General features: G+C 64.8%; 11 protein-coding genes and 1 riboswitch. Of the genes, 4 read left to right on the forward strand and 7 right to left on the reverse strand.

Translation table 11 applies throughout. The features are described from left to right. Nucleotides 1–92 precede the first annotated feature (92 nt). Nucleotides 93–695: a TetR/AcrR family transcriptional regulator gene (locus tag ACQ5SA_RS11945; RefSeq protein WP_025877807.1), complete on the forward strand. Its 603-nt coding sequence runs from the start codon at nt 93–95 to the stop codon at nt 693–695. Nucleotides 696–833: 138 nt separating this feature from the next. Here the strand turns inward: ACQ5SA_RS11945 and ACQ5SA_RS11950 are convergent, their stop codons facing one another. The 3 genes from ACQ5SA_RS11950 to hslO form a co-directional block, all read right to left on the reverse strand. After that, complete coding sequence (locus ACQ5SA_RS11950) at nt 834–3,590, reverse strand: TonB-dependent receptor plug domain-containing protein (protein WP_363732100.1); 2,757 nt, start codon at nt 3,588–3,590, stop codon at nt 834–836. Nucleotides 3,591–3,965: 375 nt separating this feature from the next. Further along, the gene (locus ACQ5SA_RS11955) at nt 3,966–4,820 is read right to left on the reverse strand and encodes an XOO1806 family protein (protein ID WP_230113202.1); all 855 of its coding nucleotides are present in this window, start codon (nt 4,818–4,820) and stop codon (nt 3,966–3,968) included. Between the two features lie 120 nt (nt 4,821–4,940). Further along, the gene (hslO, locus tag ACQ5SA_RS11960; RefSeq protein ID WP_499314346.1) at nt 4,941–5,834 is read right to left on the reverse strand and encodes an Hsp33 family molecular chaperone HslO; all 894 of its coding nucleotides are present in this window, start codon (nt 5,832–5,834) and stop codon (nt 4,941–4,943) included. Nucleotides 5,835–5,911: 77 nt separating this feature from the next. Here hslO and mtgA point away from each other — a divergent pair, with 77 nt between their 5' ends. The 3 genes from mtgA to ACQ5SA_RS11975 all read left to right on the forward strand — a co-directional run bounded on the left by mtgA (nt 5,912) and on the right by ACQ5SA_RS11975 (nt 8,178). Beyond that, a complete protein-coding gene (gene mtgA / locus ACQ5SA_RS11965; protein WP_176019899.1) occupies nt 5,912–6,661 on the forward strand; it encodes a monofunctional biosynthetic peptidoglycan transglycosylase in 750 nt (249 codons plus the stop codon). 106 nt (nt 6,662–6,767) lie between these two features. Then, on the forward strand, nt 6,768–7,787 hold the full coding sequence (locus ACQ5SA_RS11970) for a glycosyltransferase family 2 protein (RefSeq protein WP_353098592.1): 1,020 nt from the start codon (nt 6,768–6,770) through the stop codon (nt 7,785–7,787). Beyond that, nucleotides 7,747–8,178, forward strand: a complete 432-nt coding sequence (locus tag ACQ5SA_RS11975) for a CBS domain-containing protein (RefSeq protein ID WP_089236496.1) — start codon at nt 7,747–7,749, stop codon at nt 8,176–8,178. The genes ACQ5SA_RS11970 and ACQ5SA_RS11975 overlap by 41 nt, the downstream gene beginning before the upstream one ends. Before the next feature lie 495 nt (nt 8,179–8,673). Here ACQ5SA_RS11975 and ACQ5SA_RS11980 read toward each other — a convergent pair whose 3' ends face one another. From ACQ5SA_RS11980 to ACQ5SA_RS11995, 4 genes are all read right to left on the reverse strand, one after another. Continuing rightward, complete coding sequence (locus ACQ5SA_RS11980; protein WP_499314347.1) at nt 8,674–10,647, reverse strand: AsmA family protein; 1,974 nt, start codon at nt 10,645–10,647, stop codon at nt 8,674–8,676. 112 nt (nt 10,648–10,759) lie between these two features. Further along, a complete protein-coding gene (trhA, locus tag ACQ5SA_RS11985; protein ID WP_099818873.1) occupies nt 10,760–11,398 on the reverse strand; it encodes a PAQR family membrane homeostasis protein TrhA in 639 nt (212 codons plus the stop codon). Between the two features lie 96 nt (nt 11,399–11,494). Continuing rightward, entirely contained in the window at nt 11,495–13,099 is a 1,605-nt protein-coding gene (locus ACQ5SA_RS11990) for a peptide chain release factor 3 (protein ID WP_108268412.1), read from the reverse strand. Between the two features lie 74 nt (nt 13,100–13,173). Beyond that, nucleotides 13,174–14,058: a M23 family metallopeptidase gene (locus ACQ5SA_RS11995; RefSeq protein WP_499314348.1), complete on the reverse strand. Its 885-nt coding sequence runs from the start codon at nt 14,056–14,058 to the stop codon at nt 13,174–13,176. 138 nt (nt 14,059–14,196) lie between these two features. Beyond that, nucleotides 14,197–14,315: riboswitch (SAM riboswitch) on the forward strand. Nucleotides 14,316–14,360 lie beyond the last annotated feature (45 nt).

Below are 14,360 nucleotides of genomic sequence, written 5' to 3' on the forward strand. Positions count from 1 at the left end.
TGCGCTGCAGGAATCCCTTCTGGCCCGGTTGACGACGGTTTCGGCCGCAACCGCGTACTGCAACGAACCCCGGCGTATGGTTAAATCAGCAAATGAATCAACCTGACGCTTCCGCCGGCGAACCGCGTGCCGGCCGCAACAGCCGCCTGAGTGCCGAAGACTGGGCCCAGGCGGCCCTCGATCTGATTGCCGAGCAAGGTGTCAGCGCCGTCGCGGTGGAGCCGCTGGCGCGCCGCCTTGGCGTGACCAAAGGCAGTTTCTACTGGCATTTCCCCTCGCGTGATGCGCTGCTGCAGGCCGCGCTGGAACGCTGGGAACTGTTCGAGCAGGAACAGGTGTTCGGCAGTCTGGAAGACGTGCCGGACCCGCGCGTGCGACTGCGCCAGCTGTTCCAGATGGTGGCGCACGAAGTGCAGCCGCACATTATCTACAGCGAACTGTTGAAGGCGCTGGACCATCCGATGGTACGACCGGTGATCGACCGTGTGTCGCAGCGACGGCTCGATTACCTGATCGCCTCCTTCCGCCAGGCGGGCCTGAGCTCGACCGATGCACGCCATCGCGCACGCCTGGCCTATGCGGCCTATGTAGGCTTCCTGCAGTTGTCGTTGCAGCTGCAGCAGCCCAAGCAGGCGCGTGAGGATTTCGAAGCGTATGTCGAGCACCTGATCGATACGTTGATTCCGAACGGCTGAGCGTTTCTTCATCGCTGGATACAGAAAGGCCGCGGCGGTGCCGCGGCCTTTTTCGTTGGCATTGACGCCAGCGGCCAACGCACAAAAAACAACGGCCCCTTTCGGGGCCGTTGCTGCATCAGCTGATCACTGGATCGATCAGAACTTCTGCTTGTACTGCATGTACATGTAGCGGCCCGGCAGGTCGTACTGCGGGTCGAACATGTTGTACGAGGTCGAGTACGAGACCGGCGGCTGCTTGTCCCATGCGTTGTTCAGACCCAGCATGATCGTGCCCTTCCACGGGGTGTTGTAGCGCACCTGGATGTCGTGGTAGGTGGTCGATGCCATGTGGTTCTTGCCGTTCTGGCCGTCGGAGCAGTAGCCCACCAGGTCGGAGTCGCGCACCGGATCGAACGGACATTCTTCGGTCATGCCCGACTTGTAGCGCAGACCGTAGTTCACGCCGAAATCACCGTAGGACCAGTCGACGTACAGGTTGGAACGGATGCGCCAGTACGGATCCTGGTCGAGGTAGCGACCGGCACGGCCGTCGACCGGAGCATCTTCGGTGGACTTGGTGTCCCACTTGGACAGATAGGTGCTGTCCCAGCTGACGGTGAACTGGCCGAACGAGGTTTCCGGCAGCTTGTACAGGACGCCCACATCCCAGCCTTCCACCTTGTACGAGGACAGGTTCTGCAGCGGCATGTCGACGTTGGTGATGGTATAGCGCTGGGTCGCGGTGCCGTAGGTCGGGTCGCGGGTGATCAGGCCGCAGTAGGCTGCCTGTTCCTGCGGTGAACCACCGTAGCAGCGATCCATGATGTCGCCGATCGCCGGACGGGTGATGGCGTCTTCGACCTCGATCTGCCACCAGTCCACGGTGACGTTCAGGCCGGTAACGAAGCTCGGGCTCCACACCAGGCCCAGCGTCTTGCTGGTCGAGGTTTCCGGCTTCAGATCAGGGTTGGACTTCCAGGTGAACGCTTCCGGCGTCTGCTTGTTGGCGCCGCTGCCGGCACCCGGCTGCTGGAAGTTCGCCGGTACGCCTTCAGCAGCGCACTGCGCAGCCACCGCACCGGTGCGACGACCGCTGGAGGCCGAGCACGGATCGGCATAGGTTTCGAACGAATCGGCGTCGCCGCGATACAGGTTGTTGATGCTCGGCGCACGGAAGCCTTCGGAGTAGTTACCACGCACCATCAGGTCATCGATCGGCTTCCAGCGGAAACCGAACTTGTTGTTGGTGGTGTTGCCGAAGTTGCTGTACTTCGAGTAGCGCGAAGCCACGCTGAAGTCGAGCAGCTTGGCACCCGGCAGGTCAGCCAGCACCGGGATCGACAATTCCAGGAAGAACTCGTCCAGGTCGTAGGCGCCCTTGGTCGGTGCCGCGCCGTTGCCGGTGCTCAGGCCAGCGGCAATGAACGCGTCCGGATCGAACTGGCCACTTTCCTTACGGCCTTCATAACCTGCTGCGAAGCCCAGCGCACCTGCCGGCAACTGCACGATTTCACCGGAGATGTTGGCGTAGTAGCTCTTGGAAACCAGGCTGGCCGAGTCATGCGCGGTGAAGGAGGCGTAGTCCAGTGCTTCCTGCGAGATCGAGCCCAGCCCGCCCAGCGGATTCATCGGCACACAGCCCGGAATGACAGCGCCGGCTGCGGTCAGACAGACGGCCTGGCCACCCTGCATTGCCGACGGGCCATAGGCTTCGTTCAAGCGCTGGACGTTGAACAGGCCGTAGGTCAGGTCGTTCTGGTCGGTCTTGTCGTAACGGTAGCCGACGTCCCAGTCGAAGTTGCGGTCGGCGAATTCGAAGAAGCCCTCGAAACCACCGTAGAAGTGCCAGTTCTTGACGTTCTGGTTGAACGAACGGCCGCCGGTTTCATTGAAGCGGCGATTCACGCCGGTCAGGTCCTCGCCGAACGGGTTGTACATGCTGCTGGCGCTCAGGCGACGGCCGGTCACCGGCATCGCCGCGAGCAGCTGCTCGGACTTGCGCTCGTTGTACATCGCCTCGGTACGGAAGGTGATGTTGTCGGTGACGTTGTAGGAACCGGTGGCGAACAGCGAGGTGCGTTCCTGCGGGGTCAGCAGGTAGTTGTCCGGCGAGGTGTTGTAACCATGCACGTCGCTGTCGAACGGGGTCTGCACGCCGTTGATGAGTACATAGCGCTCGTCATCGCGGATGTAGGAGCCCGGGATACCGGTGCTGCTCTGGCCGCCGAAGAACGGCGGGCCACCGGCTGAGATCTTGCGATCACCAGCCATCACGGTGCCTTCCTTCACGTAGGACACGCCGAGCACCAGCGACGCGCGGTCGGTGGTGGTGCCGATGGTGAAGTCGGCCGCTTCGCGCTCGCCGTCGCCCTGGCTGTACTGGCCCTTGTAGAAGTTCGCTTCGGCGCCGTCGAAGTTCTGCTTGGTGATGATGTTCACCACGCCGGCGATGGCATCCGAACCGTAGATGGTCGAAGCGCCGTCCTTCAGGACGTCGATCCGCTCGATCATCGCAACCGGGATGGTGTTGAGGTCGACGCTGCCATCCAGGCCGGTGGTCCAGCGACGGCCGTTGACCAGCACCAGGGTGCGTTCGGCACCGAGGTTGCGCAGGCTGATGCCGGACGTACCGTCGCCGCCATTGTTGAAGGTACGGTTCAGTGCGGCACCGTTGGCGGCAACGCGCTGCAGGATGTCGGCGACCGAGGTCACGCCCTGCTTCTCGATGTCGGCGCGGGTCAGGCTCAGGACCGGCTGCGAGGTTTCGATATCGGTGCTCTTGATGCGCGAACCGGTTACCGAAATGCGATCCAGGTTGGTCGCTTCCTGCGCCTGGGCTGTTACGGACGTCGCCGCACCGGCGATCAGCGCGACGACGACAGCGTCACGCAGCTTGTTGGACTGGAAATTCATTGGCTCTCTCTCTCCAAGAAATCTTGGCTGGGGTAGTGCCTGCGCGGCGGGGCCAAAAAAGAAGGCTCCAAAATCGCGAGGCTGAATCGATAGTAACGGCCCTTCGCCAAAAATTAAAGCTGTGTTAATTCACACTGTGGTTACACATGAATGCGCCTTGATTTCTTTTATTTCAACGAGTTATCGGGATGTGCGAAGAGGCGCAACCGCGCCTGCCTGCCCTTGAAGCACAAAAAAGTTTCAGTTGATGCATGTCGTGATGTATCCGTTTGTAACGGATGAGTGCTTTTCGCACTTGACAGATGCGTCCAGAAACAATTCGGGCGCCCCAGGGCGCCCGATGTTGAACACTGCTTGTTACCAGTCGATGAGCGGCTACAGATCCTGCTCGTAGCGCACGTACGGCACGGTGCCGTCATCGTTGCTTTCGTTGCGCGGGGAGAACGGGTTCTTGCCGCGGCTGATGACGTTCTCCGCGCCGACGGTGAGCTGGCCGGACCACGGGGTGCGCCAGGTCAGGCCGATGCCCAGGCCTTCCCATTTGCCGGGCTTGCCGGGAACGTCAACCACGCGACCGATGATGCTGCCACTGAAATTGCCGTAGCCGGCGCCCAGGCTCAGGCTCTTGCTGTCCCAGCGGTCGACGATGGCCGGCGAGGCGTCCGCCAGGGGTACCAGGCGTGCCTTGGCATACGTGCCGGCGATGGAGACAAAGCCTTCGCGACCGATGTTCTTCTGTGCGAACACGGTCAGGTCATTCTGTTCGGCGCGCAGCGAGGGGGTCTTGCTGGGCGTCGCCAGCCAGGCGGGCAGGGTCTCGCGACCGGTGCCGGCAGTGATTCCCAGGCGGCCGGTCCCACGGTTGAGCGCGGCGGTGCCGGTCAGGCGCCGGTTGGAGCCGATGGCGTCATCCTCGTCGCCCAGGCTGGCCAGCATGCAATGGCTCGCCAGTCCGCTGATGCTTGAACCGCTGCTGCTGTTGCACAACAGGCCCAGCGAGTCGCCCGAGGACAGGCCGAACGCTGCATCGAGCGAATTGCGGCCGAAATGCCAGCGTGCGCCGACGGCCTGTTCACCGGTCGGCTCCAGGTACAGCAGGGCCTCGACCTTGCCACTGCCCTTGTTCCAGACCGGGATCACGGTGCGGGTGTCCTTGCTCTGCGCATGCACGCCCGTGATCGCGCCAAGGGCGATCAGCAGGGCCAGCGGTAGACGCAGGAAGGTACGCATCGGACCAGTTCAGACAGTGACGGACAGTGAAAGTTCCCGCTGGGGCGGGAACTCGATCCTAGGGTGTTTATGAATTCTTAACAAGCCTTGTTCCTCCCCAGATACAAGACTCATTCGTTTTTACTGAAGACGTTCAGGTGCCGGTACAGCCCCCTTGGCACCGTGGAACAGTATGCCGAACTCCGTCAACGGAAAGTGATACTCCTGTCCGCAGAATTCGCAACGTACGTCCACCGCACCGGTGTCTTCGGCAGCGGCACGCGCCTCTTCCTCGCCCAGCGAGAACAGCATCGAGGCGACTCGTTCACGCGAGCAGGAGCAGGCGAAGGACAGGGCCTTGTCACCTACCAGCTCCGCCTTCTCCTCGTGGAACAACCGGTGCAGCAGTTCCTCGGCCGGGGTGGCCAGCAGCTCCGCCTTGCCCAGGGTGTCGAACAGCGCGCTGGCGCGGGCCCAGCCGTCGTCGTCGCCCTCGTCGCCCGGCAGCTTCTGCAGCAGCAGGCCGGCAGCGCCGTCGCGGCCGGCGGCCAGCAGCAATCGCGTCGGCAACTGCTCGGACTGGCGGAAGTAGTCCTCGAATGCTTCATCCAGTTCCGGTGCGGTCAGTGCGACCAGGCTCTGGTAACGCTGCGGTTCGCGCGGATCCAGGCCCGGATTCTCGATGGTGATGGCCAGCAGGGCGTCCTGGCCCAGGTCGGTCAGGACGCGGGGGGCGTCACCGCCTTCGGCCAGCTGGACGATGCCGCGCAGGGTGCCGGCAGCGGTGCATTCGGCGAACAGGGTGCGCAGCGCGGTATTGCTGCGCAGCTGGATCGACAGGCGGCCGTCCACCTTGGTGTGGCCGGTGAACAGTGCCGACGCCACGCAGGCCTCGCCGAGCAGTTCGGTGGCACTGTCCGGATATTCGCCGTGGGACTGGATGTCCTGCCAGGTGGCCTGCAGGCGCACGTGGACGCCACGGACACCGGCGTCGGGGAGCAGGAAACGGATAAGGGAATCGGATTGGGCGGTCATCGGCTCACATCGCGCGGAAACAGGGATGGTTGCCGGATAATGCGCCGACAACCAGGCATAAGAAGGATGCACCAGTAATGGGGGCAGGGGGAGAGCAGGACAAGGTAGTGGCCGCCGCCGACACGGCGCCACGTCGTCGCTGGCGCTGGAAGCGGCTGCTGTGGCTGCCGGTGCTGTTCGTGGCCTTCAGTTGCCTGCAGGTGCTGGTGCTGCGTTTCATCGATCCGCCGCTGTCCACGGTGATGGTCTGGCGTTTCGGCGAGGCACTGGGTGAAGGCGACTGGTCCTACCGGCTGCACTACCAGTGGCGGGATCTGGACCAGATGGCGCCGAGCCTGCCCATTTCGCTGGTGGCCGCCGAGGACCAGCGCTTCCCTGACCACAGCGGATTCGACCTGCAGGCCATTGAAAAGGCGCGCGACCACAACGCGCGGGGCGGGCGCCTGCGCGGGGCCAGCACGATCAGCCAGCAGGTGGCCAAGAACCTGTTCCTGTGGCAGGGCCGCAGCTGGATCCGCAAGGGCCTGGAGGTCTGGTACACGGTGTTGATCGAAGCCTTCTGGCCGAAGCAGCGGATCCTGGAGATGTACGCCAACATCGCCGAGTTCGGCGACGGCGTGTACGGCGCACAGGCGGCGGCGCAGACATTCTGGGGCAAGGACGCCGCGCGGTTGAGCCCTGCGGAGAGCGCGCGTCTGGCGGCAGTGCTGCCGGCGCCGCGCCGCTACAACGCGGCCAAGCCCGGCCCCTACGTGCAGCGTCGTGCGGCGTGGATCCAGCGGCAGGCACGGCAGCTGGGTGGAGCGGGGTATCTGGCCGAGGACTGAGGGACACGAGCGGTGCTGGTGGTACCTCTGATATTTGCACGGCAAGCAAGTGCCTGGAGCCGTTGACTGACGGGCTGCGCGCCCGTCAACCACGTACAATCGCGCGATGACTCGCGAACGCCTTACTTTCGTCATCGCCGCGCACAACGAGGAACTGGCGCTGCCCCAGCTGCATCCGCGGCTGTGCGCGGTACTGGATGGCCTGGTCGGAATCGATGGGCACATCCTGTACGTGGATGATGGCAGCAGTGACATGACCTGGTCGTTGATTACGTCGCTTGCCCAGACTGACCCGCGGGTATCGGCGCTGAAGCTGTCGCGCAACTTCGGCAAGGAGGCCGCGCTGACCGCCGGCCTGGACCAGGTGCTCGAAGGCGCGGCGATGATCCTCGACGCCGATGGCCAGGACCCGCCGGAACTGGTGCCGCAGTTTGTCGAGCGTTGGCGCGAGGGCTACGACAACGTCTACGGCACCCGTCTGGTGCGCGACGGTGAGAGCTGGAGCAAGCGTGCGACCGCGTCGATGTTCTACCGGGTGATAGGGCGCCTTTCGCGCACGCCCATTCCGGCCGATACCGGCGATTTCCGTTTGTTGTCGCCGCGCGCGCTGAGCGCACTGCGCGAGATGCGTGAACGCCACCGGTTCATGAAGGGGCTCTTCAGCTGGGTCGGTTTCCGCCGCATAGCGGTGCCGTATCACCGGCATGCCCGCCTGGCCGGCAGCAGCAAGTTCAGCCTGTGGCGGCTGTGGAACTTCGCGCTGGAAGGCATCACCGGTTTCTCGACGGTCCCGCTGCGGGCGGCGACCTACATGGGGCTGGCCACCGCTAGCGTGGCCTTTGTGTTTGCCATCTGGGTGATCGCCAAGGCGGCGATGTACGGCGACCGTGTGGCCGGGTGGCCGACGATGATGGCGGTGATCCTGTTCCTGGGGGGCGTGCAGTTGATCGCTCTGGGGCTGATCGGCGAATACCTGGGGCGCCTGTACGAGGAATCCAAGCAACGGCCGTTGTACCTGGTTGACGCATGGTTGGCCCCTTCCGTGGCAGACTCGGACCTGCAACCCACCCTGGGAGGGCAGGCAGATGACGTCGGTACGGCAACTGTTGGACGGCAAGTCCCCTGAAGTGCATGCGGTCGCGCCTGGCGCGGCGGTGATCGATGCAATCCGGCTGATGGCGCAGAAGGGCATCGGTGCGGTACTGGTGATGGACGGACCACGACTGGTCGGGATCCTGTCCGAGCGTGATTACGCACGCAAGATCGTGCTCCATGATCGTTCGTCGCGTGATACGGCGGTGTCGGAGATCATGACTGCGAAAGTAGTGACGGTGACCCCGGGTGAGCAGGTGGAACACTGCCTGCAGCTGGTGACCGATTACCGCATCCGCCATCTGCCGGTGGTCGAGGGCGGGCAGGTGCTGGGGGTGATTTCCATCGGTGACCTGGTGAAGTCGGTGATCGATGCGCAGCGGCGCGAGCTGGATCAGCTGCAGCAGTACATCGTGGCGGGGTAAGTTTGTCGCTGGCGGGCCTGCGGCCCGCCGGCCCGCTTTTTTAAGCAACTGCCAAATCCAAAGCCAAAGCAGCGCCTGTCTGATGGGCGATGAGGCGGAGGGCATGGCGGTGCAGGACACGCCGTAAACCCATCCATGGGGGCTCGATGGCGCCTTGCTCGTGTGCGCTGTCCTGCGCACACGGCAAGACCGGGGTTTGGCGTCCTGCCCAACCCGCCCGGCGCATGCGCCGGGTATTTGATCCAGCTTATCTGGCTTGGTAGATGCCAACCTCGGTTGGCACTGCTTTTGATTCTGCTTTTTTCTTTTGACTTTGAATTCCTGCTCCCGTTCCGCGCGCGCAGGAAACTGTCGGGAGGGGGACGGGTGGCCCAGGCAGGACCGTTGGCGCCATGGATGGCGCCATCGAGCCCCCAGGGATGGGTTCACGGCGCGTCCTGCCTGGGCCACCCGTCACCCTCAAGCCAAGATCAACAAAGGCGCCGAACGCCCGCTCTACTTCGCGTAGTGCCCACCGCAGTCGGCATCCTTGCCCGGGCCCAGTTCGATGGTGGCCAGCAGTGCCGCCGGTGGCGCGATGCTGCCCAGCGTCAACGCCACCGCACCACGGATACCCAGCGCCTTGAAGTCCGGGCGGAATGACGGGTCCTTGAAGGTTCCACCGATGCGTAGCGGCGAGCGCAGTACCAGGATGCTCCTGTCCTTCGGCCGTGGCTTCAGCAGCAGGTCCAGTGTTTCATCGCGCAGGCTCACATCGCCCTCGCCAAGGATGATCGTATCGGTGGTGTCCACTGCCATTGCACGGGTATGCATCAGGCCCTCGCGCACGCCGAAATCGGCGAAGGCGCAGCGCAGCGGAATCTGCCTGTCGCCGGTGAACAGGAATTTCAGCGATTCGGTGATGTCCAGCCCCGCAACTTCCATCAGCAGATTGCCGACATGGCCGCGGCCCATGCCCAACGCCACGTTGCCGCTGCTGCTGCCGAGCATCGCCGCGATCGAGTTGCCGGTGCCGGTCAGATCAATGTCACCGCTGATACCACCCTTGGCCTGTTCGGCCAGCTTGGCATCGGGGAACAGCTGACCCAGCTGCACACTGCGCACGCTGGCCTTGAAGGTGGTTGCGATCTGCGGGCGACGTGCGTCCATGCGGATCGTGCTGCGGATGTCGCCGCCCGCAACGCCGAAGTTCAGCGGGTCCAGCCGCAGCACACCGTCATCCAGCAGCAGGTGCGCATCCATGTCGTCCAGCGGCAGTTTCGGTGCATTGATGCGTTGAGCCTTCCAGCGCACATCGGCATCCATCGCACGCAGCTTGCCGAGGTTGTACGGCGTGGCTGGCAGCACCTTCGCGCTGGCGGCCACGCGCGCAGCCTCGGCCTTCTGCGCTGCATTGGCGGTCTCGCCACCGCCGGTCCTCGGCGGCGCGCCGACGAAGCCGGCAAGGTCATCGAAATCGAGACGACGCGATACCAGGTTCGCGGTCATCCGTGGGCGTTCCCGGGAGACGTCGAACTGCACATCGCCAGCCAGATCACTGTCGCCGACTTTGCCGGTGAAGCGCTCGTAGCGCCACACCTGGTGATCGCGCTTCAGGCGGCCATCCAGGGCATACGGCGGGGAGGGCGGAATGGCGATGCCCAGCAGTGGATACAGATCGGCCAGGTCGTTGCCGCTCAGCGCGAACTGCAGGTCGAACACCTGCAGCTGGAACGGGTTGGTCAAGGTGCCGGTGGCAACGGCATGGGTGGCGCCGGCGCGGCCATCGAGGTGGATGCGGAAGGGATGGGCGCTGTCGGTCAGCTCAAGCGGCGATTCGGTGCCGCCGCTCAGGATGAAGGGATTGCCCCGCCAGCGGCCTTTGCCGGCCACCAGCAACGGTGGTGCGGCGTCGGCCCGTTTCGGTTCGCCGCTGCGCACGTCTACCAGGATATCGGTGCGGCCGAGTGCGTCGAGGAACTGCAGGCGGCCATCGTCGATGCGCAGGCGCTTGAGCTGCGGCGTGGTGCCGCCCTTGCTGTCGCCGAGGAAATTCCAGTTGCCCGGGTCACCTTTGCGCGGCGCCGTCTCCAGCAATACGTCAGGGCGGGTCAGGCGGACTTCGGGAAGCTGCACGTTGCCGCGCAGCAGTGGCCACACGCGCACGTCGATCTCGACCCGGTCGGCGCTGGCCATGTTCGGCTGCTTCGCCCAGGGCGCATTGGCGAAGGTGAGGGTATCGGCACGCACGGTGGTGGTGCGGCCGAGGTCGACGTCCAGGTTGCCGATGTGCAGGGCGCGCCCGGTACGGGCCTGCACCGCACGTTCGACCGGACCCTTGAACCAGTTCCAGTCCCACAGGGCGATGAGGATCAGGATCGCCGCGAACAGGAACACCAGCACGGCGAGCCAGCGCTGCCCGCGTGGACCGGGGCGACGCAGGCGCCAGTGCGACGCTTTGGGATCAGCAGGAGCAGAGGCAGCATTCACGCTGCCATGGTTGCCCCGTCGGGGTGGACGGGGCGCGAAGCGATCATGTGCATGGCGTGCAGAGTGGACGCCTGCTTGCCGGGCAGGGCCCGGCGTTACCGCCTGTCTATGGTCACAGCACCTGTCGGGTCACTGCAACGAAGTGGCAGACGCTGCCGCCGATCACGAACAGATGCCAGATCGCATGCGAATAGGGGATGGATTCACGGTGGTAGAAGTAGGTGCCCAGCGTGTAGGACAGGCCGCCGCCGAACAGCCAGGCCAGGGTGCCGCCATCGATCGAGGCCCACATCGGCTTGATCGCCACCACCACCAGCCAGCCCATGGCGATGTAGATCACCGTGGACAGCAGCTTGAAGCGGCCGGTGTAGAACAGCTTGAACACCACGCCACCGAGCGCCAGCGCCCAGATCGCGGTGAACATGCCCCAGCCCCAGGGGCCGCGCAGGCCGATCAGGGTGAACGGGGTATAGGTGCCGGCGATCAGCACATAGATCGCGCAATGGTCGAACACCTTCAGGCGGCCTTTGGCCTGCGGGTGCTGGATGGCGTGGTACAGCGTGGAGGCGGTGTACAGCAGCAGCAGGGCGATGCCGAACACGATCGCGCTGGCCAGCTGCCAGCCATCGCCGTAGATCGCGGCCAGGGTGATCAGCACCGCGCTGGCGGCCAGGGCAAGCACCGCACCCAGCCCGTGGGTCAGGGCGCTGGCAATTTCTTCACGGATCGAAGCAACAGAAGTCGTGGACATGGCATGAGCATCGTCTGCAGGGAGGGGGACCCGCACCCCCCTATCATCGCCGCGATGGCGGGCGCGTGCACCCCCGCCACCGTATGGTCGCTGCAATCAGTTGCCGGTGACCGTATGCGCGGCTTCACGGGTTGCCGAGAAACGCACGTCCGGCGCACGTTCCTGCGCCAGCTGCAGGTTGACCCGGGTCGGCGCCAGGTAGACCAGGTGGCCGGCCGCGTCGAGGGCCAGGTTCAGCGCATTCTTCTCGCGGAACTCCTCCAGCTTCTTCTCGTTGCTGCAGTGGACCCAGCGCGCCGTGGTCACGCTGACCTGCTCGAAGGTGGCTTCCACGCCGTATTCGTCCTTCAGGCGGTAAGCGGCCACATCGAACTGCAGCACGCCCACCGCACCCAGGATCAGGTCATTGCTGGTCAGCGGACGGAAGAACTGGGTGGCGCCTTCCTCGGACAGCTGTGCCAGGCCCTTCTGCAGCTGCTTGAGCTTGAGCGGATCGCGCAGGCGGGCGCGACGGAACAGTTCCGGGGCGAAGTTGGGGATGCCGGTGAAGGTGATCGCTTCGCCTTCGGTGAAGGTGTCACCGATGGAAATGGTGCCGTGGTTGTGGATGCCGATGACATCGCCCGGCCACGCCTCGGCGGCGATTTCACGGTCGCTGGCCATGAAGGTCAGCGCATTCGCCAGCTTCATATCCTTGCCGGTGCGCACGTGCAGGGTCTTCATGCCGGCACTGAACCGGCCCGAGCAGACGCGCATGAAGGCCACGCGGTCACGGTGCTGCGGATCCATGTTGGCCTGGATCTTGAACACGAAGCCAGTCAGCTTCGGCTCCTGCGGGGCGACTTCGCGGCCGGTGGTGGAGCGCGCCTGCGGCGACGGCGCGTGCTCGACGAAGAAGTCCAGCAGCGGCTGTACGCCGAAGTTGTTCACGCCCGAACCGAAGAACACCGGGGTCTGCTTGCCGGCCCGATAAGCCTGCAGGTCGAACGGGTGGCTGGCACCCTGCACCAGTTCCAGTTCATCGCGCAGGTCGGCCAGCATGCGCTCGCCGATCTTCTCGGCCAACCCGGGCGAATCGATCGACGGGAAGATGGTCGAATCCTGACGGGTGAAGTTGCGGCCCTGTTCGTACAGGTGCACTTCGCCGGTGATCAGGTGGACCACGCCCTTCAGGCGCTGGCCCATGCCGATCGGCCAGGTGACCGGTGCGCACTGGATGCCGAGCACGCTTTCAACCTCATCCAGCAGGTCGATCGGCTCCTTGCCCTCGCGATCGAGCTTGTTGATGAAGGTCATGATCGGGGTGTCGCGCAGGCGGCACACTTCCATCAGCTTGATGGTGCGCTCTTCCACACCCTTGGCCACGTCGATCACCATCAGCGCCGAGTCCACCGCGGTCAGCACGCGGTAGGTGTCCTCGCCGAAGTCGGCGTGGCCGGGGGTGTCGAGCAGGTTGATGATCTTGCCTTCGTACGGGAACTGCATCACCGAGGAGGTGACGGAGATGCCGCGCTCCTTTTCCAGCGCCATCCAGTCCGAGGTGGCGTGGCGGGCAGCCTTGCGGCCCTTCACCGAGCCGGCCATCTGGATCGCGCCGCCGAACAGCAGCAGCTTTTCGGTCAGCGTGGTCTTGCCGGCGTCAGGGTGGGAAATGATGGCGAACGTGCGGCGACGCGACGCTTCGGTGGCGACTTCGGACATGGCAGTGGCGCCCGCACGGGGCGCTTTTCAAAGAGATAAGCGCCCGATTATACCGGCCTGCCGGCGTCGGCGGGTCAGCGCCCGGCGCTGGCGTCGCCGCTGCCCTCGCGGGCGAAGTGCAATTCGCCCTGCGGGGCGAGGATGCGCACCGGCACCGAACGCAGCCCCATGCCCCGGTTGAGCTGCACCACGAAGTGCAGGTGCGGGGCGGTGCTGTAGCCACTGTTGCCGGACAGGCCGATCGGCTGGCCAGCCTGCACGGCTTGGCCGGGCCGGACCCGCATGCCACGGGCCTGCAGGTGGGCGTACATCGCCATGCTGCCATCGCTGTGCAGGATGCGAACGAAGTTGGCGCGTCCGGCATCGCGTTCACGGTCCAGGCCATTGCCGCGGAAACCGTCCTGGACCTGCATCACCGTGCCTTCGCGGGCGGCCAGCACCTGCGTTGCTTCGGGCAGGGCAAAGTCGATGGCGTCGCGGTTCTCCTCGTCATCGTGGCTGAACCGGCCCTGCGGCGCCTGGTCCACACGTAGCTGAGCAGCCTCGAACGGCAGGCGATAGGCGACGTCTTCGGCGTGCGCGGCCGGATTGCCCGGCACCGACTGCAGGCGAAGGTCCAGTGCCTTGCCGCTGGAAGGGGAGGCAAGGTGGCCCACCACCAGACTTCCGGTGGCCTGCACCAGTGATTGCAGCGGCAGGCCGTCCACCTGCGTGCCGGGGGCCGCGCGCAGCTCGATCTGCACCGGGCCGGACATCGGATTGTCGATCCGTGCCTGCCACTGGTCGCCCAGCGACTGCAGGCGCAGTCCCACCTGGGGAGCGGGGGTACCGTTGCCTGCGGCGGCGTCGCTGGCCGGCTTGCGGTCTGCCAATCCCCAGCCCTGGCGCCAGTCGGCGGCATTCGCGGAGGCGCTCGCCAACAGGGGCAGCAAGAGGCAGGACAGGGGCAAGCGGCGCATCGATGGCTCCAGCGACATAGACCGCGGGGACTCTACGCAAGCTGTCGGGAAGGGGGAAGGGTAGGGGTCTCTGCACTCATTCATCTCTTTATCCGCATGAAGGGATTGACATGCCCGGAAAGGACTGGCATCGTGGCTCCACCATCGAGACCGGCAGAGGGACAGGCCCTTTGAAGCCGGGGCAGCCCGCAGACGCGAAAGCGCCTGCGTAGGTGCCAAATCCTGCGGGGACCGTGGCGTCCACCGAAAGATGGTTCGAACCTGCACACAACGTGCATTTCGAACGCGAGCCCCGCGAAGGC

Source organism: Stenotrophomonas indicatrix (assembly GCF_050573115.1).
Classification (GTDB): domain Bacteria; phylum Pseudomonadota; class Gammaproteobacteria; order Xanthomonadales; family Xanthomonadaceae; genus Stenotrophomonas; species Stenotrophomonas lactitubi_A.

Excerpts from the sequence above, each read along its gene's own strand:
- ACQ5SA_RS11995 (WP_499314348.1), bottom strand. The coding sequence starts at position 14,058 with ATGCGCCGCTTGCCCCTGTCCTGCCTCTTGCTGCCCCTGTTGGCGAGC.
- ACQ5SA_RS11955 (WP_230113202.1), bottom strand. The coding sequence starts at position 4,820 with ATGCGTACCTTCCTGCGTCTACCGCTGGCCCTGCTGATCGCCCTTGGC.
- ACQ5SA_RS11990 (WP_108268412.1), bottom strand. The coding sequence starts at position 13,099 with ATGTCCGAAGTCGCCACCGAAGCGTCGCGTCGCCGCACGTTCGCCATC.
- mtgA (WP_176019899.1), top strand. The coding sequence starts at position 5,912 with ATGGGGGCAGGGGGAGAGCAGGACAAGGTAGTGGCCGCCGCCGACACG.
- hslO (WP_499314346.1), bottom strand. The coding sequence starts at position 5,834 with ATGACCGCCCAATCCGATTCCCTTATCCGTTTCCTGCTCCCCGACGCC.
- ACQ5SA_RS11970 (WP_353098592.1), top strand. The coding sequence starts at position 6,768 with ATGACTCGCGAACGCCTTACTTTCGTCATCGCCGCGCACAACGAGGAA.
- ACQ5SA_RS11945 (WP_025877807.1), top strand. The coding sequence starts at position 93 with ATGAATCAACCTGACGCTTCCGCCGGCGAACCGCGTGCCGGCCGCAAC.
- trhA (WP_099818873.1), bottom strand. The coding sequence starts at position 11,398 with ATGTCCACGACTTCTGTTGCTTCGATCCGTGAAGAAATTGCCAGCGCC.
- ACQ5SA_RS11975 (WP_089236496.1), top strand. The coding sequence starts at position 7,747 with ATGACGTCGGTACGGCAACTGTTGGACGGCAAGTCCCCTGAAGTGCAT.
- ACQ5SA_RS11950 (WP_363732100.1), bottom strand. The coding sequence starts at position 3,590 with ATGAATTTCCAGTCCAACAAGCTGCGTGACGCTGTCGTCGTCGCGCTG.